21 protein-coding genes are annotated in these 23,910 nt (G+C 71.6%); 12 read left to right on the top strand and 9 right to left on the bottom strand.

Annotated elements, in window-relative coordinates; translation table 11 throughout:
- Window positions 1-6: 6 nt before the first annotated feature.
- On the bottom strand, window positions 7-834 hold the full coding sequence (locus ABZ565_RS06380) for a TIGR02452 family protein (RefSeq protein ID WP_361021031.1): 828 nt from the start codon (window positions 832-834) through the stop codon (window positions 7-9).
- Between the two features lie 147 nt (window positions 835-981).
- Here ABZ565_RS06380 and egtA point away from each other — a divergent pair, with 147 nt between their 5' ends.
- The 4 genes from egtA to egtD are packed head-to-tail and all read left to right on the top strand — an operon-like array spanning window position 982 to window position 5,343.
- Window positions 982-2,298, top strand: coding sequence for an ergothioneine biosynthesis glutamate--cysteine ligase EgtA (gene egtA, locus ABZ565_RS06375; protein WP_361021029.1), 1,317 nt, complete (start codon window positions 982-984; stop codon window positions 2,296-2,298).
- Window positions 2,295-3,629: an ergothioneine biosynthesis protein EgtB gene (egtB, locus tag ABZ565_RS06370; RefSeq protein ID WP_361021027.1), complete on the top strand. Its 1,335-nt coding sequence runs from the start codon at window positions 2,295-2,297 to the stop codon at window positions 3,627-3,629. Before egtA ends, egtB begins: the two co-directional genes overlap by 4 nt.
- Complete coding sequence (egtC, locus tag ABZ565_RS06365) at window positions 3,629-4,384, top strand: ergothioneine biosynthesis protein EgtC (RefSeq protein ID WP_361021025.1); 756 nt, start codon at window positions 3,629-3,631, stop codon at window positions 4,382-4,384. Before egtB ends, egtC begins: the two co-directional genes overlap by 1 nt.
- Window positions 4,381-5,343, top strand: a complete 963-nt coding sequence (gene egtD, locus ABZ565_RS06360; protein WP_361021023.1) for an L-histidine N(alpha)-methyltransferase — start codon at window positions 4,381-4,383, stop codon at window positions 5,341-5,343. Before egtC ends, egtD begins: the two co-directional genes overlap by 4 nt.
- Window positions 5,344-5,400: 57 nt before the next feature.
- On the opposite strand, the gene ABZ565_RS06355 is transcribed toward egtD, so the two are convergent.
- Complete coding sequence (locus ABZ565_RS06355; RefSeq protein WP_361021021.1) at window positions 5,401-6,657, bottom strand: extracellular solute-binding protein; 1,257 nt, start codon at window positions 6,655-6,657, stop codon at window positions 5,401-5,403.
- A gap of 201 nt (window positions 6,658-6,858) precedes the next feature.
- Here ABZ565_RS06355 and ABZ565_RS06350 point away from each other — a divergent pair, with 201 nt between their 5' ends.
- Window positions 6,859-7,074, top strand: a complete 216-nt coding sequence (locus ABZ565_RS06350) for a dodecin (protein ID WP_164401437.1) — start codon at window positions 6,859-6,861, stop codon at window positions 7,072-7,074.
- A gap of 36 nt (window positions 7,075-7,110) precedes the next feature.
- Here ABZ565_RS06350 and ABZ565_RS06345 read toward each other — a convergent pair whose 3' ends face one another.
- The gene (locus tag ABZ565_RS06345) at window positions 7,111-7,596 is read right to left on the bottom strand and encodes a hypothetical protein (protein ID WP_361021018.1); all 486 of its coding nucleotides are present in this window, start codon (window positions 7,594-7,596) and stop codon (window positions 7,111-7,113) included.
- 95 nt (window positions 7,597-7,691) lie between these two features.
- Between ABZ565_RS06345 and ABZ565_RS06340 the strand changes: the two genes are divergently transcribed.
- Together ABZ565_RS06340 and ABZ565_RS06335 are read left to right on the top strand one after the other, a co-directional pair.
- The gene (locus ABZ565_RS06340; RefSeq protein WP_361021016.1) at window positions 7,692-10,112 is read left to right on the top strand and encodes an excinuclease ABC subunit UvrA; all 2,421 of its coding nucleotides are present in this window, start codon (window positions 7,692-7,694) and stop codon (window positions 10,110-10,112) included.
- A gap of 246 nt (window positions 10,113-10,358) precedes the next feature.
- Window positions 10,359-12,128, top strand: coding sequence for a glycosyl hydrolase family 18 protein (locus tag ABZ565_RS06335; RefSeq protein WP_361021014.1), 1,770 nt, complete (start codon window positions 10,359-10,361; stop codon window positions 12,126-12,128).
- A gap of 54 nt (window positions 12,129-12,182) precedes the next feature.
- Here the strand turns inward: ABZ565_RS06335 and ABZ565_RS06330 are convergent, their stop codons facing one another.
- The 3 genes from ABZ565_RS06330 to ABZ565_RS06320 are packed head-to-tail and all read right to left on the bottom strand — an operon-like array spanning window position 12,183 to window position 15,584.
- Window positions 12,183-12,929, bottom strand: coding sequence for a succinate dehydrogenase/fumarate reductase iron-sulfur subunit (locus tag ABZ565_RS06330; RefSeq protein ID WP_361021012.1), 747 nt, complete (start codon window positions 12,927-12,929; stop codon window positions 12,183-12,185).
- On the bottom strand, window positions 12,926-14,875 hold the full coding sequence (locus ABZ565_RS06325; RefSeq protein WP_361021010.1) for a fumarate reductase/succinate dehydrogenase flavoprotein subunit: 1,950 nt from the start codon (window positions 14,873-14,875) through the stop codon (window positions 12,926-12,928). The genes ABZ565_RS06330 and ABZ565_RS06325 overlap by 4 nt, the downstream gene beginning before the upstream one ends.
- Window position 14,876: 1 nt before the next feature.
- The gene (locus tag ABZ565_RS06320; protein ID WP_361021008.1) at window positions 14,877-15,584 is read right to left on the bottom strand and encodes a succinate dehydrogenase; all 708 of its coding nucleotides are present in this window, start codon (window positions 15,582-15,584) and stop codon (window positions 14,877-14,879) included.
- A 94-nt stretch (window positions 15,585-15,678) separates the two neighbouring features.
- Between ABZ565_RS06320 and ABZ565_RS06315 the strand changes: the two genes are divergently transcribed.
- Window positions 15,679-16,581 (top strand): LysR substrate-binding domain-containing protein, encoded by a 903-nt coding sequence (locus ABZ565_RS06315; protein WP_361021006.1) that lies wholly within the window; start codon window positions 15,679-15,681, stop codon window positions 16,579-16,581.
- A gap of 22 nt (window positions 16,582-16,603) precedes the next feature.
- On the opposite strand, the gene ABZ565_RS06310 is transcribed toward ABZ565_RS06315, so the two are convergent.
- Both ABZ565_RS06310 and ABZ565_RS06305 read right to left on the bottom strand, forming a co-directional pair.
- The gene (locus ABZ565_RS06310) at window positions 16,604-18,778 is read right to left on the bottom strand and encodes an EAL domain-containing protein (protein WP_361021004.1); all 2,175 of its coding nucleotides are present in this window, start codon (window positions 18,776-18,778) and stop codon (window positions 16,604-16,606) included.
- Entirely contained in the window at window positions 18,775-19,593 is an 819-nt protein-coding gene (locus ABZ565_RS06305) for an SAM-dependent methyltransferase (protein ID WP_361021003.1), read from the bottom strand. Before ABZ565_RS06305 ends, ABZ565_RS06310 begins: the two co-directional genes overlap by 4 nt.
- A gap of 570 nt (window positions 19,594-20,163) precedes the next feature.
- Between ABZ565_RS06305 and ABZ565_RS06300 the strand changes: the two genes are divergently transcribed.
- From ABZ565_RS06300 to ABZ565_RS06290, 3 genes are all read left to right on the top strand, one after another.
- Window positions 20,164-20,706, top strand: coding sequence for a hypothetical protein (locus tag ABZ565_RS06300; RefSeq protein ID WP_361021002.1), 543 nt, complete (start codon window positions 20,164-20,166; stop codon window positions 20,704-20,706).
- Between the two features lie 15 nt (window positions 20,707-20,721).
- On the top strand, window positions 20,722-21,489 hold the full coding sequence (locus ABZ565_RS06295; RefSeq protein WP_361021000.1) for a hypothetical protein: 768 nt from the start codon (window positions 20,722-20,724) through the stop codon (window positions 21,487-21,489).
- A 164-nt stretch (window positions 21,490-21,653) separates the two neighbouring features.
- The gene (locus ABZ565_RS06290) at window positions 21,654-22,208 is read left to right on the top strand and encodes a hypothetical protein (protein WP_361020998.1); all 555 of its coding nucleotides are present in this window, start codon (window positions 21,654-21,656) and stop codon (window positions 22,206-22,208) included.
- A 95-nt stretch (window positions 22,209-22,303) separates the two neighbouring features.
- Here ABZ565_RS06290 and ABZ565_RS06285 read toward each other — a convergent pair whose 3' ends face one another.
- On the bottom strand, window positions 22,304-22,936 hold the full coding sequence (locus tag ABZ565_RS06285; RefSeq protein ID WP_361020996.1) for a hypothetical protein: 633 nt from the start codon (window positions 22,934-22,936) through the stop codon (window positions 22,304-22,306).
- Between the two features lie 313 nt (window positions 22,937-23,249).
- Here ABZ565_RS06285 and ABZ565_RS06280 point away from each other — a divergent pair, with 313 nt between their 5' ends.
- Complete coding sequence (locus tag ABZ565_RS06280) at window positions 23,250-23,909, top strand: class F sortase (RefSeq protein ID WP_361020994.1); 660 nt, start codon at window positions 23,250-23,252, stop codon at window positions 23,907-23,909.
- Window position 23,910: the final 1 nt, after the last annotated feature.

The following is a 23,910-nucleotide window of genomic DNA, read 5'->3' as shown; positions in this document are numbered from 1 at the left end:
TCAGGGTTACCCCCGGTCGGCGAACACCCGGTCGAACGCCACCCGGGTGGGCGAATCGTCGTCGCGGCCGAGGATGCCGAAGACGACCTGCTCGAAGTGGCCCGCGAACCGGCCCTCTCCCGTGAGCAGCGCGCGGAAGGCGCCCGCCACCTCCGCCGGGTCGTTGCGGAACACACCGCAGCCCCAGGCGCCCAGGACCAGCCTGCGGTAGCCGCACACCGCCGCGACCTCCAGCACGCGTTCGGCCCGGGCGGCGAGCGCGGCCGGAACGCGATGGGCCTCCTGCGGGGTGCGGGCGCGGATGACCCCGGCGTTGGGGGCCGGCGAGGTGAGGAATCCGGCCGTGTACGGGGCGTCGAGCAGCCGGCCCCGGTCGTCGCGGAAGACCGGCACGCCGGGTGAGTGGATGACCCGGTCGGTGTAGAACGCGCTGCGTTCGGCGCGGTGATGGGCGTAGAAGTCGGGTGCCCGCAGCAGCGTGGCGTACAGCGCGGAGCCCCGGCACAGGGCCTCTTCCTGGGCCTGGGCGCCGTTGAGGTAGCCGCCGCCGGGGTTGCGGGCGGATGCGTAGTTCAGGACGGCGACCTCGCCGGGCCCCTCGCGGGTCATCCGGGCGGCCGCCTGAAGGCTGCTCTCGCCGGTGACCTCGATGACCGGGGTCCGGTCCCGGCCGGGGGCCACCGGCACCGGCTCGGGGCCGTACAGTCGCGTGCCCGCGAGGGCGGCCGCCACAGCCTTCTCGATGCTGATCCCGCGCCCGTTCCCGGCGCGGTAGGAACCCGCCCGGACGATCGTTTCCGTCTCGCGCGCGATGCCGCGCAGCCGGGCGCTCATGGGCCCTCCCCCTTATGGTGCATACGGGGCATGATCGGCGTTCTTCTCCCGGACACGCAAGCGAATATCCGGCGAAGAAGGCACTCTTGTGCGATGCCTCAGCAGCGGTTTGGGTAGGACGGACGCACCGGAACAAGGAGGCCCGGCATGTCATCCGAGACACCCGGCGGCCATGGTCCGCCACCCGGTCAGACCCCGCCCCTCGGTGAGGGCGAGGCGGAGGATCTACTGCGCGGCATCTGTTTCAAGACGGGACCGCCGCGCACGGTGGGCGTCGAGCTGGAATGGCTCCTGCACGACCGTGACCAACCGCGTCGCACCGTCCCGCCCCACCTGCTGGAGGCGGCCGCAACGGCCGTCCGGGCGCTGCCCCTGAGCGCGGCGCTCACCTTCGAACCCGGCGGCCAGCTGGAACTCAGCTCGCGCCCCGCCGCTTCCCTGATGGCGTGTGTCGAGGACACCGCCGCCGATCTCACCGCCGTACGCGCCGCCCTGGACGGACTGGGCCTGGCTCCGGCCGGGCTGGGCGTCGATCCCTGGCAGACACCGCGCCGGCTCCTGCGCGAGCCCCGGTACGAGGCCATGGAGAAGGCCCTCGACCGGTGGGGCCCGGCCGGCCGCGCCATGATGTGCACCACCGCGTCCGTCCAGGTCTGCCTGGACGCCGGGGAGGAGGAGCCCGGCCCGCTCGGGTACGCGCGCCGCTGGCAGCTCGCCCATCTCCTGGGCGCCGTCCTCGTGGCGGCCTTCGCCAACTCCCCGTTCCGGGAGGGCGCGCCGACGCCGTGGCGGTCCACCCGCCAGGCGCTGTGGGCCACCCTGGACCCGAAGCGGACGCTGGCCCCGGAGGGGCCGATGCCGCCCCGGGACGCCTGGGCCGCGCACGTCCTGGACACGCCCGTGCTGTGCGTACGGGGCGAGGGACCGTGGCACGTGCCGGACGGGCTCACCTTCCGCGACTGGATCCGGTCCGGGGCGCCCCGACGCCCCGACCTGAGCGACCTCGACTACCACCTCACCACGCTGTTCCCGCCGGCCCGGCCGCGCGGGCACCTGGAGCTGCGCATGATCGACGCGCAGTCCGGTCACGACGGCTGGATCGTGCCCCTCGCCGTCACGACCGCCCTGTTCGACGACCCGGAGGCCGCGGAGACGGTGTACCGGACCGTGAAGCCGCTCGCCGAGACGGCCGGGGCGGGAGCCGCTCCGGGCAATCCGCTGTGGACCGCGGCCGCCCGCGACGGCCTGGCCGATCCGGAACTGCGCCAGGCGGCGGACGTCTGCTTCCGGCTCGCCCTGGAGGCGCTGCCCCGGCTGGGCGCGAGCGTCGCGGTGCAGGACGCGGTCGCCGGCTTCCACGACCGCTTCGTCGCCCGGGGCAGATGCCCGTCCGACGACCTGCGGGACCTGCTCACCACGGGCGGGGCGCGCCGCCCGGCCCATCCGAAGGGGACCCTGTCATGACCGAATCCCCCGCGCCCCCGCACGCCGGGGACGCCGAGGCGCTGCGCGAGCGCGCGCTCGCCGCGCTGCTCACCGCCCGCAGGCGTACCGCGCTCCTCACCGACAGCGTCGACGATCACGAACTGACCGCCCAGCACTCGCCGCTGATGTCGCCGCTGGTCTGGGACCTGGCGCACATCGGCAACCAGGAGGAGCTGTGGCTGCTGCGCGGTGTGGCGGGACGGGAGGCGATGCGCCCGGAGATCGACGGGCTGTACGACGCCTTCGAGCATCCGCGCGCCACCCGGCCGTCGCTGCCGCTGCTGGCTCCCGACGAGGCCCGCTCGTACGCCTCGGAGGTGCGCGGCAGGGCGTTGGACGTGCTGGAGTCCGCCCCGCTCGGTGACGGGCCCGCGCTGGTCAGGTCCGGTTTCGCCTTCGGGATGATCGCGCAGCACGAACAGCAGCACGACGAGACGATGCTGATCACGCATCAACTGCGCTCCGGTCCGGCCGCCCTGACGGCCCCGGAGCCGCCGCGCCCGGCGGACGACGCCCCGGCGCTGCCCGCCGAGGTCCTGGTGCCCGGCGGCCCGTTCACCATGGGTACGTCGGCCGAGCCGTGGGCCCTGGACAACGAACGCCCCGCGCACCGGCGGGACGTTCCCGGGTTCGTCATCGACACGGCTCCGGTGACGTGCGGCGCGTACCGGGCGTTCATCGAGGACGGTGGTTACGGTGAGCGGCGCTGGTGGGCGCCCGAGGGCTGGGCGATGGTCCGGGAGCACGGTCTGGGCGCCCCGCTGTTCTGGCACCGGGACGCCGGGCAGTGGCTGCGGCGGCGCTTCGGGGTGACCGAGCCGGTGCCGGACGACGAGCCGGTGGTGCACGTCAGCTGGTACGAGGCCGACGCGTACGCGCGCTGGGCGGGCCGCAGGCTGCCGACCGAGGCGGAGTGGGAGAAGGCGGCGCGCCACGATCCGGTCTCCGGGCGCTCGCGCCGCTATCCGTGGGGCGACGAGGACCCGACGCCGGAGCGGGCCAACCTGGGGCAGCGCCATCTGCGGCCCGCGCCCGCCGGGGCGTACCCGGCCGGACGGGCGCCGTGCGGGGCGGGTCAGCTGATCGGTGACGTGTGGGAGTGGACGGCGAGCGACTTCCTGCCGTACCCGGGGTTCACGCCGTTCCCGTACCGCGAGTACTCGGAGGTGTTCTTCGGCCCGGAGCACAAGGTGCTGCGGGGCGGCTCGTTCGCGGTGGACGCGGTGGCCTGCCGGGGCACGTTCCGCAACTGGGACCTGCCGGTCCGGCGGCAGATCTTCGCCGGGTTCCGCACCGCGAGGGACCTCTGATGTGCCGGCACATCGCCTACCTGGGGCCGCCGGTCGCCCTGGGCGAGGTGCTGTCGCGCCCGGCGCACTCCCTGGTGCGGCAGTCCTGGGAGCCCCGCCGCCAGCGGCACGGCACGGTCAACGCGGACGGCTTCGGGGTCGGCTGGTACGCGGAGGGCGACCCGGTCCCGGGCCGCTACCGGCGCCAGGGCCCCGTCTGGGGCGACCAGACCTTCGCCGACCTGGTCCGGGTGGTCCGCAGCCACGCCCTGCTCGCCGCGGTCCGGGACGCGACCGGCGCCGATCCGGACGGCGAGGCGGCCGCGGCGCCGTTCGCCGCGGACCGGGTGCTGTTCAGCCACAACGGCGCGGTGCGGGGCTGGCCCGGTGCGTTGGCGTCCGTGGCGGCCACCCTGCCCCCGGCCGAGCTGCTGCGGCTCGCGGCGCGCAGCGACTCCGCCCTGGTGTGGGCCCTGGTGCGGCACCGGCTCGCGACGGGCGACCCGCTCGCGCAGGCCGTGGCGGACACGGTGCCCGAGGTGGCTGAGGCGGCGCCGGGCTCCCGGCTCAACCTGCTGCTCACCGACGGCCGCACCATCGTGGCGACCGCCTGGGGCGACACCCTGTGGCATCTGACCCAGCCCGGCCGGCACACGGTCGTCGCCTCGGAGCCTTACGACGACGACCCCCGCTGGCACGAGGTACCCGACCGCACCCTGCTGACCGCAACCGCCGGCGATGTCCTGCTGACCCCGCTGAAGGAGCCCCGCACGTGAGTCCCTTCCTGCTGACCCGCACCCTGCCCGAGGACGCGACGGACGCGGCGCTGCGCGCCGATGTGCTGCACGGCCTGTCCCGGCGCCCGAAGACGCTGCCGCCCAAGTGGTTCTACGACGCCCGGGGCAGCGAACTGTTCGAGGAGATCACCCGGCTCCCCGAGTACTACCCGACGCGCGCCGAGCGGGAGATCCTGATCGACCGGGCGGGCGAGATCGCCGCCGCGTCCGGCGCCCGCACGCTGGTCGAGCTGGGTTCCGGCTCGTCGGAGAAGACGCGGTATCTGCTGGACGCGCTGACGGATCTGCACAGTTACGTGCCGGTCGACGTCAGCGAGAGCGCGCTGCGGGGGGCGGCGGACGCCCTGCTGAGGGAGCGGCCGCAGCTGTCCGTGCACGCGTTGATCGCGGACTTCACGGCCGGCCTTTCGCTGCCGGAGACGCCCGGGCCACGGCTGGTGGCGTTCCTGGGCGGCACCCTCGGCAACCTCCTGCCGGGTGAGCGGTCGGTGTTCCTGAAGTCGGTACGCGATCTGCTGGTGCCCGGGGACACGCTGCTGCTCGGCACGGATCTCGTGAAGGACGAGGAGGTGCTGGTCGCGGCGTACGACGATGCGGCGGGGGTGACGGCGGCGTTCAACCGCAACGTGCTGTCGGTCGTCGACCGCGAGCTGGGCGCGGACTTCGTACCGGAGGACTTCGCGCACGTCGCGCGGTGGAATCCGCGGGAGGAGTGGATCGAGATGCGGCTGCGGGCCCGCCGGTCCTTGACGGTGAAGATTCCGGAACTGGATCTCGTGGTGCCGTTCGAGGCGGGTGAGGAGCTGCGCACCGAGGTGTCCGCGAAGTTCCGCGAGGAGGGGGTGCGCGGCGAACTGGCCGGGGCGGGGCTCCGCCTGGCCCACTGGTGGACGGACTCCGAGGGCAGGTTCGCGCTGTCCCTGTCCACGGTGGACTGACCGGGCACGGTACGGATACGGGGCCGGCGGTGTCCGGTCCCGTACCCGCGCCGGGGGTCAGCTGCCGGCGAGCACCGCGGTGATCTTCTCGGAGGCGGTCTTCGCCTCGGTCGCCGGGTCACCGCCCTGGAGGACCGCCGTCATGTAGCTCTTGATGGGGTTGTCGGCCTCGACCGCGGCCCACTGCGGGGAGTTGGGTGTGGCGTGACCCTGCGCCGCCCCCTCGGCCATGGCGGCGGTGCTCTCCTCGCCCTCGATGACATGGGCGAGGGCGGGCTTGTTGGGCACGTAGCTCATCGTCTTGGCCAGTTCTTCCTGCCACTCGGCCCCGGCCAGCGCCTTGATGACCTCGTAGGCGGCGGCGCGCTGGTCGGACTTCCGGGGGACGATCAGGTCGGAGCCGCCGGTGAACACCGACCCGGGGGCCTTGGCGGTCTTGCCGGGGATCGGGAAGTAGCCGAGCTTCCCCTTGAGTCCGGGGTTCTTCTTCTCGATCAGGGTCGCCGTGCTGGGGGTGGAGATGATCTGGGCGACATTCCCCTCGGCGAACACATCGGCCTGCGGGGGCTTTTCCTCGTCGGCGTCCTTGGGCCCGTCGCCCAGCGCCTGGAGCTGGGAATAGAAGTCCATGCCCTTGAGCGCGGCGGGTGTGTCGAGGGTGCCCTCCCAGTCGCCTTCCTCGTCGCCGGCGAGTTGGCCGCCCTCGTCCCAGATGAACCCGGCGAGCACGTACCAGTTCTGCCCCGGCAGATACATGCCCTGGATTCCGTCGCGGTTCAGTTTCCGGGTGTCGCTGATCCACTGCGCGCGCGTCTTCGGCGGGTTCTTGATGCCCGCGTCCTCGAAGATGTCCTTGTTGTAGATCACCACACGGTTGGCCGCGTACCAGGGGATGCCGTACTGGACACCGCCGATGCTCCCCGGCTCGGCGAGACCGGGCAGCCAGTCCTCTCTGCCCAGGTCACGCATGGATTCCAGGGTGAGGTCGCGCAGGTTGCCGCTCTCGGCGTACTGGGCGACCTGGGTGTTGCCGACCTCGATGACGTCGGGGGTGTCCTTGCCGGCGAGCGCCTCCAGGACCTTGGGGCCGATGCCGCCCCATTCCTGGAACTTGAACTCCAGTTCGACCGAGGAGTGCTCATCCTCGTAGGACTTCGTGAAACGGTCCAGGAAATCGGCGGTAACGCTGTCCTTCATCAGCCAGATCGTCACCTTCTTGCCGCCGGAGCCGCCGGTTCCGGGGATCACGCCGCAGCCACCCAGCGCAACGGTGGAAATAAGGGCGACAGCCCCGACGAGCATGCGGTTTTTCACGGTTCACCTTCTGCGGAACGGCAGGACGAAATGTGCGGACCCGGTGTGGGGGACTGCGGGCTGCGCTCGCACGGGCGTGGCTGGATTTTGGTATGGACCAATACTTTGGTCAAGCGCCGTTCCGGACATGCGTGACGTCCGCGACCTCTCGCGAACCGGGCCGAGGTGGGGCACCTTGGTAGGGACGAGAGGAGACAAACCATGTCAAATCACACGTATCGCGTTACCGAAATCGTAGGAACCTCCCATGAGGGCGTGGACGAGGCGATTCGTAACGGTGTCGCAAGAGCCTCGGAAACGTTGCACAATCTCGACTGGTTCGAGATCACGCAGGTGCGCGGGCAGATCGAGGATGGCCGAATCGCGCACTATCAGGTCGGCCTGAAAGTGGGCTTCCGGCTCGACGACCCGAAGTGACGCGTCGGCCCACCGCCCCGTGCGGGCGCGACCGGTTCAGGTGCGCCCCTCGCGCTCCTGCGCGTCCTTCAGCGCGGGCGAGGCCGGCGTCCAGCGGGCGCGTACCACGGTGAATCCGGCCAGCTCGGCGGCGTCGCAGACAATCTCGTCGTCGTCCACGAGCATGCGTACCGTACGGTCGCGGCCGAGCCGCTCCAGGATCTCCAGCTTGGTCCGGCGCGCCGGCCGGCGGTCGTCGTTGCGCCGCATGTGCAGCCGCCCCTCGGGCAGCCCCTGACGGGCCAGCCAGGCCACGGTGTCCTTGCGGCACCGCTCCGGCCGCCCCGTGAGGTAGACGATCTCGCACTCCTCGGCGCTGCTCAGCGCCAGCCGTACGCCCTCGTCCAGCGGCGGGTCGTCCACGGCTGCCGCGAAGAAGGCGGCCCAGTTCCGGCGGCCCTCGAGATGGTGCTGGCGGTGCGTGGTGTCGGCGAGCGTACCGTCAAGATCGAACACGGCCACCGGCCGGACGTCGTTTCTCATGCGGCCAGCAAACCAAGCGGAAGCACCGTCCGGCGAACCGGCACAGCCACCGGTCGGCCGACAGACCCGCACCGAGTACGGAGACCCCTCCCCCCATGACCACGCCCCACGATGCGTACGTACGGGTCCGAGGCGCCCGCGAGCACAATCTGCGGAACGCCGACGTCGACATTCCCCGAGACACCCTCACCGTCTTCACCGGCGTCTCCGGCTCGGGCAAGTCCTCGCTGGCCTTCGGCACGATCTACGCGGAGGCCCAGCGCCGCTACTTCGAGTCCGTCGCCCCGTACGCCCGGCGGCTGATCCACCAGGCCGGCGCGCCCGCGGTCGGCGAGGTCACCGGGCTGCCGCCGGCCGTCTCGCTGGAGCAGCGCAGATCGGCGCCGGGCACCCGGTCGTCCGTGGGCACGGTGACGACGCTGTCCAACTCGCTGCGGATGCTGTTCTCACGAGCCGGGGACTATCCGGAGGGGGCCGAGCGGCTGGACTCGGACGCGTTCTCGCCGAACACCGCCGTCGGGGCGTGCCCCCGCTGCCACGGCCTCGGCCGGGTCCACCGCACCACCGAGGAGCTGCTGGTCCCGGACCCGGGCCTGTCGATCAGGGAGGGCGCGATCGCCGCCTGGCCCGGGGCCTGGCAGGGCAAGAACCTGCGCGATGTGCTGGGCGCCCTCGGCTACGACGTGGACCGGCCGTGGCGGGAACTGGACCCGGCCGACCGGGAGTGGATCCTGTTCACCGACGAGCAGCCGGTGGTGACCGTGCATCCGGTGCGCGAAGCGGGGCGCATCCAACGGCCCTATCAGGGCACGTACATGAGCGCGCGGCGCTATGTGATGCACACCTTCGCCGACTCGAAGAGCGCCACCCTGCGGACGAAGGCCGAGCGCTTCCTGACCAGCGAGCCCTGTCCGGTGTGCGGGGGCAGCAGGCTGCGGCCGGAGGCCATGGCCGTCACGTTCGCGGGGCACACCATCGCGGAGCTCGCGGGTCTTCCGCTCACCGAACTCGCCGGCCTGCTCGCGGCGGCGGGCGGCGACGGGACCGTCCGGGTGCTGACGGCGGACCTCCTCGCCCGCATCGGGACCGTCACCGAACTGGGCCTCGGCTACCTGAGCCTGGACCGCACGGCGCCCACGCTCTCCTCCGGTGAGCTCCAGCGGCTGCGCCTGGCGACCCAGCTGCGCGCGGGGCTCTTCGGCGTGGTGTACGTCCTGGACGAGCCGTCCGCCGGTCTGCACCCGGCGGACACCGAGGCGCTGCTCGCGGTGCTGGGGCGGCTGAAGGAGGCCGGGAACACGGTCTTCGTGGTGGAGCACCAGATGGACGTGGTGCGGCAGGCGGACTGGCTCGTGGATGTGGGGCCGCTGGCCGGTGAGCACGGCGGCCGGGTGCTGCACAGCGGTCCGCCCGCTGGGCTCGCCGGGGTCGCGGAGTCGGCCACCCGGCGCTTCCTGTTCCCGGACGCGCCGCCCCCGCCTCGCGAGGTCCGCGCGCCCTCGGGGTGGCTGCGGCTGCACGGGGTGGAGCGGCACAACGTGCGCGGGGTGGACGCGGCGTTCCCCCTGGGCGTGTTCACGGCGGTGACCGGGGTCTCCGGCTCCGGCAAGTCGACGCTGGTGGGGCAGGTGCTGGCAGGCGCGCTCGCGGACCGGCGCGGCGCCTCGGAGGACCGGAGCGACGAGCAGCCGGTCGCCGGATACACCCGCGCCGAGGGGCTGGGCGCGGTGGACCGGCTGGTGCAGGTGGACCAGCGCCCGATCGGACGTACGCCCCGCTCCAACCTGGCCACGTACACCGGTCTCTTCGACGTGGTGCGCAAGCTCTTCGCGGCCACGCCCCTGGCCCGGGACCGGGGGTACCGGGCCGGGCGGTTCTCGTTCAACGTGGCGGGCGGGCGGTGCGAGACGTGCCAGGGCGAGGGGTTCGTCTCGGTGGAGCTGCTGTTCCTGCCGAGCACGTACGCGCCCTGCCCGGACTGTCACGGCGCGCGGTACAACCCGGAGACGCTGGATGTCACGCTGCGCGGGCTTGACATCGCCCAGGTGCTGGACCTGACCGTGGAGTCGGCGGCCGGGTTCTTCGCGGAGGCTCCGGCGGCCGCGCGCAGCCTGGGGACGCTGCTGGACGTGGGGCTCGGCTATCTGCGGCTCGGGCAGCCCGCGACGGAGCTGTCCGGCGGCGAGGCGCAGCGGATCAAGCTGGCGGCGGAGCTCCAGAGGGCGTGCCGGGGGCGCACGCTGTACCTCCTGGACGAGCCGACGACGGGGCTCCATCCGGCCGATGTCGAGGTGTTGATGCGGCAGTTGCACGGGCTGGTGGACGCCGGTTCCACGGTGGTGGTCGTGGAGCACGACATGGCCGTGGTCGCGGGCGCGGACTGGGTGATCGACCTCGGCCCCGGCGGTGGTGACCGGGGCGGCCGGATCGTGGCCGAGGGGCCTCCGCTGGAGGTGGCGCGGGCGCCGGGGAGCCGCACGGCGGGGTACCTGCGGGTGGCCATGGGGCTCGCCTGAGCGGCCCGTCCACCCAACTCCGGTGGAGGCCACGCAGATTGGCGGCCGGCGCGGGGAAGGGAAATGAAACAGTAAAGAATGTTGACAGTTATCTGGTCCATACCAATCATGGGCATGCCACACGGTCGTACGTCACCGTGCGGCATGTGAGCCCCGGCCGGGAATCACAGGAACGGGCCGCGCCCCACTCCGGGCGCGGCCGAGCCGTGCATCCGCCCGTTGTCCCACCCCGCTGGGAGCTGCCCCATGAGACGTCCAAGAACAGTCGGCGCCGTCCTGAGCGCCTTGGCCACCGCCGTCGCGTCCGCAGGTCTGGTGCTCGGATCAGGCGCCGGCGCACAGGCCGCCACCACCGCCGCCACCCCCATGCCCGCGCACGTCTTCGCCCCGTACTTCGAGGCGTGGAACGGCGACAGCCCGGCCGCGCTCGCCCAGGCGTCCGGCGCCAAGTACCTGACGATGGCCTTCATCCAGGCCGCGACCAAGGGTTCCTGCACCCCGTACTGGAACGGCGATTCGGGCATGCCCATCGCCCAGTCCGAGTTCGGCGCCGACTTCACCACGATGCGCTCGCGCGGCGGCGACGTGATCCCGTCGTTCGGCGGCTACACCGCGGACAACACCGGCACCGAGATCGCCGACAGCTGCACGAACGTCGACTCGATCGCCGCCGCGTACGAGAAGGTCATCACGACGTACGACGTGTCCCGCCTCGACATGGACATCGAGGACAACTCGCTGACGAACAGCGCCGGCATCGACCGCCGGAACAAGGCGCTGAAGAAGGTCCAGGACTGGGCCGCCGCCAGTGGGCGCCCGCTCCAGATCTCGTACACCCTGCCCACCACCACGCACGGGCTCGCCGAGTCCGGGCTCGCGGTGCTGGAGAACGCGGTGTCCAACGGCACCAAGGTCGACGTCGTCAACCTCATGACGTTCGACTACTACGACGGCGCCGCGCACGACATGGCCAAGGACACCCAGACGGCGATCACCGGGCTGAAGGGCCAACTGGCCTCGCTGTACCCGTCGAAGACCGACGCCCAGCTGTGGGGCATGACCGGCATCATCGAGATGCCCGGCATCGACGACTACGGTCCGGCCGAGACCTTCACCACGGCCAACGCGCCCGTGGTGTACGACTGGGCCGTCTCCAAGGGCGTCGGCACCCTGTCGTTCTGGGCGCTCCAGCGTGACAACGGCGGCTGCCCCGGCACCGGCGGGAGCGACACCTGCTCCGGCATCGCGCAGGACACCTGGTACTTCACCCACACCTTCGCCCCGTTCACCGGCGGCGGCAGCGGCCCGGTGACCGACGACTACTCGGTGGCCGTGACCCCCTCCTCGGCCACGGTCGAGCCGGGCAAGTCGACGACCGCCACCGTGAAGACCGCGGTGACCTCGGGCGCTGCCAAGACGGTCGCGCTGACCACGAGCGGCGCCCCGGCCGGGGTGACCGCGACGCTCAGCCCGACCTCGGTGACGGCGGGCGGCTCCGCCACGCTGACGCTCAGCGCCTCGGCGTCGGCGGCCCCCGGCACGTACACCGTCACCGTGACCGGTGCCTCCGGCACCCTCAGCCACGCGGCCTCGTTCACCCTGACGGTGCCCGGTGCCGGCGGCGGGACGGGGTCCCTGGTGAACGGTGACTTCGAGACCGGTGCGCTGGGCCCCTGGACCTGCGAGTCCGGTGGCGCGGTGGTCTCCTCGCCGGTGCACGGCGGTACGCACGCGCTGTCCGTCGCGGCCACCTCGTCGCAGACCGGCGAGTGCGCGCAGACGCTCACCCTCTCCCCCAACACCAAGTACACCCTGCAGGGTTATGTGCAGGGGAACTACGCGTACCTCGGTGTTCGGGGCGGTGCGACGGCGAGCACCTGGGGCCTGTCGAGCGGCTACACCAAGCAGTCGGTGTCCTTCACCACCGGTTCCAGCGGCTCGGTGACGGTCTACCTGCACGGCTGGTACGGCCAGGGCACGGTGTACGGGGACGACCTCTCCGTGGCCAAGTCCTGACCGCTGAGGGCCCCGGAGGCGGGCGGCCTCCGGGGCCCTCGGCCGTACGACGGCTCAGCGGCGGGCCTTGCGGGTCGCCCGCAGCCACTCCTTGTTCATGGCCGAGATCGACGGCAGCGGGATGCCCTTGGGGCAGGCGGTGGCGCATTCCCCGGTGAGCGTGCAGCCGCCGAAGCCCTCGCTGTCCATCTGCTCCACCATGTCCAGCACCCGGGTCTCCCGCTCCGGCGCGCCCTGCGGGAGCACGTTGAGGTGGTTGACCTTCGCCGAGGTGAAGAGCATCGCCGAACCGTTGGGGCAGGCCGCGACACAGGCGCCGCAGCCGATGCACTCGGCGTGCTCGAAGGCGAAGTCGGCGTCCGGCTTCGGCACCGGGGTGGCATGCGCGTCGGGGGCCGTACCGGTCGGGGCGGAGATGTAGCCGCCGGCCTGGATGATCCGGTCGAAGGCCGAGCGGTCCACGACCAGGTCCTTGACCACCGGGAAGGCCGAGGCGCGCCAGGGCTCGATGTCGATGGTGTCGCCGTCGTCGAAGGACCGCATGTGGAGCTGACAGGTGGTCGTTCGCTCCGGGCCGTGCGCGTCGCCGTTGATGACGAGGCTGCACGCCCCGCAGATGCCCTCGCGGCAGTCGTGGTCGAAGGCGACGGGGTCGTCACCGGCGAGGATCAGCTCCTCGTTGAGGGTGTCGAGCATCTCCAGGAACGACATGTCCTGCGAGATGCCGTCCACCTCGTACGTGGACATGGCGCCGGGGGCGTCGGCGTTCTTCTGGCGCCAGACGCGCAGGGTGAGCTTCATGCGTAGCTCCGCTGGGTGGGGTGGACGTACTCGAAGACGAGGTCTTCCTTGTGCAGGACGGGCGCCTCGCCGGTGCCGGTGAACTCCCAGGCGGCGCCGTAGGAGAACTCCTCGTCGCGCCGGGCGGCCTCGCCGTCCGGGGTCTGGGACTCCTCGCGGAAGTGGCCGCCGCAGGACTCGGCGCGGTGCAGGGCGTCGAGGCACATGAGCTCCGCGAGCTCCAGGTAGTCCACGACGCGATTGGCCTTCTCCAGAGACTGGTTGAGCTCGTCGCCGGTTCCGGGCACCTTGATGCGGCGCCAGAACTCCTCGCGGATCAGGGGGATCCGGGCGAGCGCGGTGCGCAGCCCCTCCTCGTTGCGGGCCATCCCGCAGTACTCCCACATGAGTTCGCCGATCTCGCGGTGGAAGGAGTCGGGGGTGCGGTCGCCGTCGACGGCCAGCAGCAGGTTGAGCCGGTCCTCGGTCTCGGCGACGGCCTCCTCGACGGCGGGGTGCGAGGCGTCGACGTCGTCGCGGTGCGGGTTGCGGGCGAGGTAGTCGTTGATGGTGGACGGCAGGACGAAGTAGCCGTCGGCGAGCCCCTGCATCAGCGCGGAGGCACCCAGGCGGTTGGCGCCGTGGTCGGAGAAGTTGGCCTCGCCGATCGCGAAGAGGCCGGGAATCGTGGTCTGGAGGTCGTAGTCGACCCACAGTCCGCCCATCGTGTAGTGCACGGCCGGGTAGATCCGCATCGGGGTCACATACGGGTCCTCGGCGGTGATCCGGGCGTACATGTCGAAGAGGTTGCCGTACTTCTCCTCGACCTTGGCCCGGCCCATCCGCCCGATGGCCTCGGCGAAGTCCAGGTAGACCCCTTGGCCGCCGGGTCCGACGCCGCGCCCTTCGTCGCAGACGTTCTTCGCGGCGCGCGAGGCGATGTCGCGGGGCACCAGGTTGCCGAAGGAGGGGTACTGGCGCTCCAGGTAGTAGTCGCGCTCGTCCTCGGGGATCTCGTTGGCCGGGCGGGTGTCGCCCTTGGCCTTCGGGACCCAGATGCGGCCGTCGTTGCGCAGCGACTCGCTCATCAGCGTCAGCTTGGACTGGTGGTCGCCGGTGCGCGGGATGCAGGTGGGGTGGATCTGCGTGAAGCAGGGGTTCGCGAAGTAGGCTCCGCGCCGGTGGGCCCGCCAGATGGCGGTGGCGTTGGAGTTCATCGCGTTGGTCGACAGGTAGAAGACGTTCCCGTAGCCGCCGCTGGCGAGGACCACGGCGTCGGCGAAGTAGGTGTCGATCCTCCCGGTGACGAGGTCGCGGGCGACGATGCCGCGCGCCCGGCCGTCGACGACGATCAGGTCGAGCATCTCGGTACGGGGGTGCAGCTCGACGTTGCCCGCGGCGATCTGGCGGGACAGCGCCTGGTAGGCGCCGAGGAGCAGTTGCTGTCCGGTCTGGCCGCGGGCGTAGAAGGTGCGGGAGACCTGGACGCCGCCGAAGGACCGGTTGTCGAGGAGGCCGCCGTACTCTCGGGCGAAGGGGACGCCCTGTGCGACGCACTGGTCGATGATCTCGACGGAGATCTGGGCGAGCCGGTGCACGTTGGACTCGCGGGCGCGAAAGTCGCCGCCCTTGACGGTGTCGTAGAAGAGGCGGTGCACCGAGTCGCCGTCGTTGCGGTAGTTCTTGGCGGCGTTGATGCCGCCCTGCGCGGCGACGGAGTGGGCCCGGCGGGGCGAGTCCTGGAAGCAGAACTGGACGACGTGGTAGCCCTGTTCGGCCAGGGTCGCGCCGGCCGAGCCGCCGGCCAGGCCGGTGCCGACGACGATGACGGTGTGCTTGCGCCGGTTGGCGGGGTTGACCAGCTTGGCCTCGAAGCGGCGGGTGTCCCAGCGCTCCGCGACGGGGCCGGCGGGGGCCTTGGTGTCGGCGACGGGTTCGCCGGTCGTGTAGTGCGTGTAGTCGTTCATGTCAGCTCACGACTCCGGTCATGACGGCGACGGGTACGGAGATGAAGCCCACCGTCAGCACCAGCGCGAGGAGATTGGCGAGGGTCTTCAGGACGCGGTCGCGGTCGGCGCGGCCGGCGCCGAGGGTCTGCGCGGCGCTCCAGAACCCGTGCTGGACGTGGAGCCCCAGGGCGAGCATCGCGACGATGTAGATGACGTTGCCGTACCAGGTGGAGAAGGTGTCGATGACGTTCTGGTACGGGTGGCCGGACTGGAATCCGCCGGAGTGCACGGTGCCGGTCGTCAGGTCGAGGATGTGCCAGACGATGAACAGCCCGAGGATGACCCCGCCGTAGCGCATGGTGCGGGTGGCGTAGCTCGCGCGCGGCCTCTTGTGGACGTACCGGCTGGGCCTCGCCCGCAGGTCGCGCCGGCTGAGCTGGTACGCGGAGACCGCGTGCAGCACCACGGCGGCGACGAGCACCAGGCGCACGATCCACAGCGCCCACTCGTGGTGCAGGACCGGCTCGCCCATCACGCGCAGCCAGTGCGCGTAGCCGTTGAACTCACCGGGCCCGAAGAAGATCTTCAGGTTTCCGATCATGTGGGCGACCAGGTAGAGGAGCATGACCAGACCGCTGACGGCCATGATCACCTTCTTGCCGACGGTCGAGCCCCAGAGCGTACGCGTCATGGACGGCCGTCGGTCCGTCCGGGTTGCCAATGCCATGGACACGACGCTAGGGCCGGAGGGCCGATCAGTCCAAGTCATGGAACGGCTGATCTCCATAGCCTCCGACTATGAAGCCGGGTAGCGTGGGGTGATGCAGTTCCAGCAGCTCACCTATTTCGTGGCCGTCGCCGAGGCCCGGCACTTCACCCGCGCCGCCGAGGAGGTGCATGTCTCGCAGCCCTCGCTCTCCCAGCAGATCCGGGCCCTGGAGAACGAGCTGGGTGCCGAGCTGTTCAGCCGGGCACGCGGCAACATCACCCTGACGGACGCGGGCGAGGCACTGCTGCCGCTGGCCCGCCGCATCCTGGCCGACGCCGACACGGCACGCCACGAGGTGCAGGAGCTCGCCCAGCTGCGCCGGGGCCGGGTGAGGCTGGGGGCGACGCCCAGCGTGTGCACGGGTCTGCTGCCGGAGGTGCTGCGCGCCTTCCACGACCTGCACCCGGGCATCCAGCTGCTGCTGGAGGAGGGCGGTTCGCACGATCTCGTACGGGAGCTGGCGCGCGGGGCGCTCGATCTGGCCCTGGTGGTGCTGCCGTTGCCGGCCGCTTCACCGGCGCTGACCACGGTCGAGCTGCTTCAGGAGGACCTGGTCGTCGTCTCTTCTGCGCAGCGTCCCCGGCCGGGCCGGGCCGGGCGGGTCCGGATCGCGGATCTGGAGGGCGAACCGCTGGTGATGTTCCGGCACGGCTACGACCTGCGGGAGCTGACGGTGGCCGCCTGCCGGGCGGAGGGCTTCGAGCCGTCGTTCACGGTGGAGGGCGGCGAGATGGACGCGGTGCTCGGCTTCGTCCGCGCGGGCCTGGGCGTCGCGGTCGTCCCGCATATGGTCGCGGCCCGGTCCGGGGCCGACCTGCGGGCGACCCCGCTGGCCCGGCCCGGGCTGCGCCGCACCATCGCGCTGGCGCACCGCAGCGACGTGGCCCCGCCGCGCGCGGCCCGCGAGCTCCAGCGGGTCCTGCTGGGGGGACGGACGGACCCGGCGACCCTGTGAGGGGTGGCCGGGTCCGCCCGGCTCACACCGCGTCGGCCAGCAGCAGCGAGTGGATGCGGTCCGGGGCGCCGGGGCGGGCGTAGTACCAGCCCTGCGCCGTGTCGCAGCCCAGCTGCCGCAGCTGCTCGGCCTGGGCTCCCGTCTCCACGCCCTCCACGGTGACCGCCAGGTCGAGGCTGTGCGCGAGCGACACGATCCCCTCCACGATCTTCAGGTCGACCGGGTCCGCCGGATGGTGCTGCATCCCCTGTGTGAAGGACCGGTCGAGCTTGAGCACGCTCACCGGAAGCCGGCGCAGGTTCGCGAGGTTGGAGTAGCCGGTGCCGAAGTCGTCCAGCGCGATGTCGACTCCCATCTCGGCGAGCTGGCGCAGCGGTTTCAGCACGTCCTCGTCGGCCCCGATGAGCGCCGACTCGGTGACCTCCAGGCAGAGCGCGCCCGCTTCGAGCCCGGAGCGCTCCAGGACCTCTACGGTCTCCGCGACGAGCTGCGGGTGGTGCAGCTGGGCCGGGGAGAGGTTGACGTTGATCCGCAGCGGGCCGCCGTCGGCGTGCCGCTCCTGCCAGAAGTTGGCCTGCCGGACCGATTCCTCCAGGACCCAGCGGCCGAGCGGCACGATGAGCCCGGTGTGCTCGGCCAGCGTGATGAACCGGTCGGGCCCCAGCACGCCGTGCTGCGGATGGCACCAGCGCACCAGGGCCTCCGCGCCGTGCACCGTACCGTCGCCGAGGTGCACCAGGGGCTGGTACTCGATGAAGAACTCGCCGCGCTCCAGGGCGGCCGGCAGCGCCGTGGTCAGACCGTGCCGGGTGATGGCCCGGGCGTCTGCCTCGGCGTCGGCCAGTTCGAAGCGGTTGCCGCCCGCGGACTTGGCCCGGTACATGGTGATGTCGGCGCTGCGCAGCACCTCGGCAGCGCTGCGTTCCCCGGCGGGGCCCTCCACGACGCCGATGGAGCCGCGCACCGTCAGCTCGCGCCCGTCCAGCCGGATGGGTGTGCTGAGGACGCCGAGGATGCGGCAGGCGAGTTCGTCCACCTCGGCGGGGCTGTCGAAGCTCGTCGTGAGCGCCACGAACTCGTCGCCGCCGAGCCTGGCGACCATCTCGCCGGAGGCGGTCGCGCAGCTCTGGAGGCGGTCCGCGACCTCCACGAGCAGCCGGTCGCCCGCGGCGTGGCCGAGGCTGTCGTTGATCGCCTTGAAGCCGTCCAGGTCCAGGTAGCAGAGGCCGAAGCGGCTGCCGTCGCCGGCTGAGAGCGCTTTCTCCAGGCGCTCGAAGAAGAGCGTCCGGTTGGGCAGACCGGTGAGCGCGTCATGGGTGGCCTCGTAGCGGAGGCGGAGGTTGAGCAGGCGGCGCTCGGTGGTGTCCTCCAGCAGCGCCAGCTGGTATTCGGGCCGCCCCTCGGCGTCGCGCAGCAGCGACACCGTCAGGTTGGTCCACAGCACGGTGCCGTCGTTGCGGTAGTACGGCTTCTCCACCCGGTAGTGCTCGCGTTCGCCGCGTACCAGCTCGTTGTAGTACTTCCAGACCTGCGGGGAGTCCTCTGGGTGGACCCACTCGTTGACGCGGTGGCTCAGGACGTGGTTCTCCAGGCCGCCGAACATCCGGGTGAGCGTGTCGTTGACCTCCAGCACATTGCCGTCGAGGTCGGCGATCCCGATGCCGATGGCCGCGTCCTTGAAGACGGCGCGGAAGCGTGCCTCGGTGGCGTGCAGGGCCTGTTCGGCGTGGGAGCGGGCGGTGAGCGCCGAGCGGGCGATGGCCTCCTGCTCGGCCAGCGTCCGTTCGCGCAGGGCCTGCGTGAAGCCGGCGGCCACCGCGTGCTGGATGCGGGCGCAGCGGGACCGGCTGTCCTCGGTGGTGAGGGCCACCGGTCCGTTGCTGCCGCAGTAGAGCACGAGGTACGAGTCGACGACGCCGAGCGTGGCGCTGAGTGCGTCCGGGTCGGTGCAGTGGGCGGCGACGAGCGCGCCGCCGACCCCGGTCGCCGCGGCCGCGTCGAACGGGCGGGCGTGCAGGGTCTCGCTGAGCGTGCGGGCCAGCGGCAGCAGGTGCTGCTCGAACTCGGGCCGGGTCAGGGAGGTGGCCGTCGACGGGAAGATGGCCCGGCTCCAGATGGTGGCGAACCTCCGGAGCCGGTCCTCGGGGCCGTCGGGCGCCGCCTCCGGGGCTCCGGACGACTGGGCGGGAATGCTCACGCCTTGCGTCCCACTCCCGCGATGCCCGAGAAGGCGTATGGGTCCTCGTTCTCGGGGGCCGCGGCGTTCTCGGGGCGCCATTCCGGCATCGCGACGAGGCCGGGCTCGACCAGCTCGTAGCCGTCGAAGAAGCGGGCGACCTCGTCACGCGTGCGCATGATCAGCGGGTTGCGGATGTTCCGGTAGACGCCGACCGCGCCGCCGGCCTCCTCGCGGCTCAGCGGAATGCCCTCGTACGTGGCGTGGGTGACGACCAGGAGGCTGCCGGGGGCGAGCATGTCGCGGAGCGCGGCGACGGCGCCCTGCGGGTCGTCGGAGTCCTCGATGAAGTGCAGGACGGCCACGAGCAGCAGCGCCACCGGGCGGTCGAAGTCGAGGAGTTTGTTCACCTCGGGACTGTCCCGGATCTCTTGGGGGCGGCGCAGGTCGGCGGAGGCGATCGTGGCGCCGTCGTTGCCTTCGAGGACGGCCTGGCTGTGCGCGACGGCGACCGGGTCGTGGTCGACGTAGGCGACCTTGGCGGCGGGGTCGATGCCCTGGGCCACCTCGTGGACATTGCCGAAGGTGGGTATCCCGGAACCGATGTCGAGGAACTGGCTGACGCCCTCGCTCAGCGCGTAGCGCACCGCGCGGCGCATAAACGCCCGGTTCGCCTGCATGACCTTGGGAAGTCCCGGCATGAACTCCATGGCCTTCCGGGCCGCTTCCCGGTCCACCTCGAAATTGTGCGAGCCGCCCAGATAGAAGTCATACATTCGGGACACGCTCGGCACCGAAATGTCAATGCCTTGCGGTGCCCAGGCGGGACGCTCCATCGATGTCTCCAACAAGTCGCCACGGCGATCCGGCCATGTCCATGGTCAGTGTGGACCAGAGGCTACTGATCGTCCGCCAAGAGAGCGAGGGGAAACGGAAATTAGCCGTCCGTTATTGGTCACACTCTCGTGGCATGTGCAACCGGGTCGTCGCTGCCCGTCACATTCGATGAACGAGAGGGATCAAATAGTTCACTCCCGGACTACTTTGGCATGTCAGCGAAGTCCGCGTCGGTGAAGCCCGGGCACCATGTCCCGCGAAGGCCTTGGACGTTGGCGTTCGCGGGCCGGCAGCCCTCGGGGCGGCACAGCGGCGTCCGGGCGCCCGCGGGCCGGCGCGCGCCTCCCCGTTGCCGTCCCAAGGCCGGGAATGCACGGGGCCGGTGACACCTCCTTTGGGGCCATTCCCCGGGAGAGGGTCGACAATCGGCCATTTCCGGAGACCGGGCGCCCGCACGCGCCTGTTCCATTTCACCGGCACCAAACCTCGCACGCCCCAGGTCCCCTCCATCAGGCGAATCCGGTGGGGGTACGGCGTGCCGCCGCGCGGCCCGGAACATGCTCCCGGTCGTGTACGGATCACTCTTCTGGCGGCTGGCCACGGCGCTCGCGCTCACCTGGCTGCTGACCGCCCCCACCTCCGCGACCGCCGACAGCTGCGCGTACGCGTCCATCGGGGAGGACGGCGGCGGCACGGCGGTCGCCGTCAGCGGCGACGGCAGCTGCTTCGCCGGCCCGGAGCCCACTCCGACGCCCACACCGAAACCGAAGCCGCCCCCTCCGCCACCGCCGCCCCCGAAGCCGGCACCACCACCACCGCCGCCGCCACCCCCGCCTCCGCCGCCTCCGGCACCCGAGCCCGAACCGGCACCACCGACGCCGCCACCGCCCCCTCCCCCGCCGCCGGCCCCGGAACCGAAACCGGCCCCGAAGCCGAAGCCGAGCCCCTCGCCATCGGTACGGCCCTCGCCTTCCGTCCACGTCGCACTCCCCGCCTACCGCAGACCGGTGCGGAAGACGCCGCAGCGCCACACCTCCTTGGTCACGCTCACCTTGATGATCACGGCCCCCGCGGTGTTCGCCGTCGCCGTGCTGCGCCCCCGTTCCCGATGAATCCCGGAGACGCTCATGTCGGAATGGCTCGTTCTCACGCTCGCCATGGTCGCGGCCACCGCCGTCGTCCTGACCATCGCGGTCCTCAGCAACCGCAGACTCCCGGAGGACGACGACCCGTCCGAAACCCCGGATGTCATCGAGTACATGACGATGATGATCGGAGTGATCTACGCGATCGTGCTGGGCCTCGCCATCGCGGGCGTCTGGGAGGGCCGGAGCGCCGCACAGGAGTACGTACGCCAGGAGGCCCAGGCCCTGCACGAGGTGAGCGCGCGCTCCTCCGTCTATCCGCAGGAGGTGCGCACCCGCATCCGGGCCGATGTCGACGCGTACGTGAGCTATGTGGTGCACGACGAGTGGCGGACCATGACCGAGCACGGGAGGCTCAGCGACCGCGGCACCGAACTGCTGGACAAGGTACGCGCCGACGTCACGGACTACCGGCCGAAGACGGACCACGAGGGCGAGGCTTACCAGCCCCTGGTCGATCAGGTCGCCGCCGCCGATGACGCCCGCAGTTCACGGGGGCAGAGCGCGGGCGCGACCATGCCCGGGGTGGTGTGGTTCGGGCTGATCATCGGCGCCCTGGTGACCGTGGGACTGATCTTCACCCTGCAGATCCGCCGGACGTTCCGGGAACTCCTGCTCGCGGGCCTCTTCAGTGTGCTGATCGCCTTCCTCCTCTTCCTCATCTGGGACTTCGACTCCCCATTCGGACGAGGCTTCTCCGCCACCGCCGCCCCCTTCCTCGACCTCTTCCCGGGCGCGGCGGACGGCTGACCGAGGGCCGGTGCGCCGCCCGGGGGACAGCGGTGCCCCATTCGCCGGACCCCGATCGCGGGCGAAATGCACCACTTCTAGCGTGGGCGGCATTCGAGGTGCATTTCTAACACTTTGTGGAAATCCGTTCCGCAGCTGCTCCTCGGGGACCCGGAGGATTCACCATGCGCGCAATACGTGTCGCCCCCGTCGCTCTGCTCGGCGCCGCCGCACTCGCCCTGACCGGCCCGGCCGTGACCGCGTACGCCGCGACCGCGGGCGGTCCGTCGGGCGGCGGGAACGGATACACCGTGACGCCGTCGGTGGTCGCGCCCGGGGGCAAGGTCACCCTGGCGGCGCGGGGCTGCTCGACGACGGCCACGGCGTCCTCGGGGGTGTTCGACACCGTCACCATCCCGGTGAACGGCAGCGCCCAGGCGACCGTCGACTGGGACGCCAAGCCGGGCGCCGCCTACGAGGTGACGTTCATCTGCAACACCTCGCCCAGCTCCACGGCCAAGGTGAATCTCACCGTCAGCGCGGCCACGGGCACGCCCACCACGAGTTCGACCAGCACGGCGGCCGCCACGGCCTCGCCGGCCGGTGTGCAGGGCGGTCTGGGCGGCAGCATCGACAGCGTGAACTCCCGCGAGATCGTGGCGGGCACCGCACTCGCCGTGGCCGCCGGGGCCGGTGTCGTGTTCTTCGTACGCCGCCGCAGGGAGAGCCGCTCGCACTGACCGGTACGAGCGGAGTGGGCAACGAGAGTCGCCCCGGGTCCTCACACAGGACTCGGGGCGACTTCGTTATCGGTCCGGCGGGGGCGTCCTGACGGTCAGGCCGCCCCATGGCCCGTCCTCCGGCGGCGCATGATGTACACGCCTCCGCCGAGTGCCGCCGAGGCCACGAGACCGGCCCCGACACCCATCTCCGCCGGGGTCGCCGCCATCGAGCCGCCGAGCCCGCCCTGGGCGCCCCGGCTGTCGAGCACGGTGAAGCGGTGGCCCGCCGTCCGGTCGGTGCCGTCGCACCGGACCGTCAGGTTGTACGTGCCGGGCGTGGCGTCGTTGAAGATGCGGACCCGGGCGTGGCCGACCCGGCCGGCCGACAGCCGGGTGGTACGGAACGCGTTGGACGAGACGCTGCCGCCCCGGCCGCAGCCCTCGGCGCTGACCTGCATGGCCGCGCCCTGGTGGACGCGCTCGGGGTCGACGGTCACGTTGTTCGGGCCGTTGTTGCGCCCGTTGCCGTTGCCGTTGCCGTTGCCGTTGCCGTTGTTGTTGCCGTTGCCGTTGCCGTTGTTGTTGTTCCAGCCGCCCGGGTCGTTCCAGTCGTTCTGGTTGTTGCCGCTGTTCTGGTTGTTGTTCTGATTGTTCCCGACGTCTCCGCCGGCGGCCGCCATCGGGGCGCCGGCCCCGAGGGCGGCGACGGCGGCCGCCGCGACCACCAGAGCGCGTGTAGCACGCATCGTTCCAACCTCCACCGGGAAGCGCCCCGGGGCTCTGTGCGCCGGGATGGATCGACGAGAACGCCTCCCATGACGAACCCTCACCAAAACCTTGATCGCCCGCATTTCGGCGCTGCTCCGGAACGGTGATCCGACACGCCGTGCCGACACCTCGGCAGCTGACGGATGCCCAGGTCATGGGCCGTCAGAAGTTTTGTCCGCGCGCTACTCCGATAAGCATCCGGGTGGTACGCCGCCACCCGTTCGCCCTTCTCTGATCGCCGCCCGGTGGCACCGCGCCTAGCGTTCTGCTCGTCGCGACGAAGGGAGAACCATGGGCCGGGACAACTGGCGACCGGAGCGGATCCGACACTCGCCGTGGGGCGCGCTCGCCCTGGCGATGCTCTCCGGTCTGGCGCTCATGCGCAACGGGGCCGACCTCTCCCCCGGCCCCCCGCAGCCGGTCGCCGCCGCCTCGGTGGGCCGGCAGAACAACGCCCCCGCGGCCCCGGCGCCGGGCCCGGTCGTCAAGCCGCTCCCGTACGCGCCCGTCGCCCGCGTGGCGATCCCCTCCATCCAGGTCGACGCACCGGTCATCGACGTGAATCTCGACCCGGACGGCTGGATCGAGACCCCGCCGCCGGAGGATCCCAACCTGGCCGGCTGGTACCAGAACGGCATCGCCCCCGGTCAGGCCGGCACCTCCGTCATCGTCGGCCACGTCGACAACAAGGCGGGGCCCGCCGTCTTCTACGCGCTCGGCTCGCTGAAGAAGGGGGACCACATCGAGGTCGACCGCAGCGACGACCGGGTGGCGGTCTTCGAGGTGTACGGCGTCGAGGTCTTCGCCAAGAACGACTTCCCCGGCGCTCGGGTGTACGGCGACACCGGGCAGCCCGAGCTGCGGGTCATCACCTGCGGCGGCGGATACACCAAGGCCAACGGCTACGACGGCAACGTCGTGGTCTTCGCCCGCCTGGTGGACACCCGCTGAC

This window comes from Streptomyces sp. NPDC016469 (assembly GCF_040632905.1).
Lineage (GTDB): Bacteria > Actinomycetota > Actinomycetes > Streptomycetales > Streptomycetaceae > Streptomyces.
Note: the sequence above shows the minus strand (reverse complement) of the source record. Positions and strands in the feature narration are given on the sequence as shown.

What these genes read in the sequence shown, in the direction of transcription:
- ABZ565_RS06290 (WP_361020998.1), top strand. Translation starts at nt 21,654, where the DNA reads ATGCGCGCAATACGTGTCGCCCCCGTCGCTCTGCTCGGCGCCGCCGCA.
- ABZ565_RS06305 (WP_361021003.1), bottom strand. Translation starts at nt 19,593, where the DNA reads ATGGAGCGTCCCGCCTGGGCACCGCAAGGCATTGACATTTCGGTGCCG.
- ABZ565_RS06295 (WP_361021000.1), top strand. Translation starts at nt 20,722, where the DNA reads ATGTCGGAATGGCTCGTTCTCACGCTCGCCATGGTCGCGGCCACCGCC.
- ABZ565_RS06280 (WP_361020994.1), top strand. Translation starts at nt 23,250, where the DNA reads ATGGGCCGGGACAACTGGCGACCGGAGCGGATCCGACACTCGCCGTGG.
- ABZ565_RS06320 (WP_361021008.1), bottom strand. Translation starts at nt 15,584, where the DNA reads ATGGCATTGGCAACCCGGACGGACCGACGGCCGTCCATGACGCGTACG.
- ABZ565_RS06285 (WP_361020996.1), bottom strand. Translation starts at nt 22,936, where the DNA reads ATGCGTGCTACACGCGCTCTGGTGGTCGCGGCGGCCGCCGTCGCCGCC.
- ABZ565_RS06330 (WP_361021012.1), bottom strand. Translation starts at nt 12,929, where the DNA reads ATGAAGCTCACCCTGCGCGTCTGGCGCCAGAAGAACGCCGACGCCCCC.
- ABZ565_RS06315 (WP_361021006.1), top strand. Translation starts at nt 15,679, where the DNA reads ATGCAGTTCCAGCAGCTCACCTATTTCGTGGCCGTCGCCGAGGCCCGG.
- egtC (WP_361021025.1), top strand. Translation starts at nt 3,629, where the DNA reads ATGTGCCGGCACATCGCCTACCTGGGGCCGCCGGTCGCCCTGGGCGAG.
- ABZ565_RS06325 (WP_361021010.1), bottom strand. Translation starts at nt 14,875, where the DNA reads ATGAACGACTACACGCACTACACGACCGGCGAACCCGTCGCCGACACC.
- egtB (WP_361021027.1), top strand. Translation starts at nt 2,295, where the DNA reads ATGACCGAATCCCCCGCGCCCCCGCACGCCGGGGACGCCGAGGCGCTG.
- ABZ565_RS06335 (WP_361021014.1), top strand. Translation starts at nt 10,359, where the DNA reads ATGAGACGTCCAAGAACAGTCGGCGCCGTCCTGAGCGCCTTGGCCACC.
- ABZ565_RS06345 (WP_361021018.1), bottom strand. Translation starts at nt 7,596, where the DNA reads ATGAGAAACGACGTCCGGCCGGTGGCCGTGTTCGATCTTGACGGTACG.
- ABZ565_RS06350 (WP_164401437.1), top strand. Translation starts at nt 6,859, where the DNA reads ATGTCAAATCACACGTATCGCGTTACCGAAATCGTAGGAACCTCCCAT.
- ABZ565_RS06340 (WP_361021016.1), top strand. Translation starts at nt 7,692, where the DNA reads ATGACCACGCCCCACGATGCGTACGTACGGGTCCGAGGCGCCCGCGAG.
- ABZ565_RS06380 (WP_361021031.1), bottom strand. Translation starts at nt 834, where the DNA reads ATGAGCGCCCGGCTGCGCGGCATCGCGCGCGAGACGGAAACGATCGTC.
- egtA (WP_361021029.1), top strand. Translation starts at nt 982, where the DNA reads ATGTCATCCGAGACACCCGGCGGCCATGGTCCGCCACCCGGTCAGACC.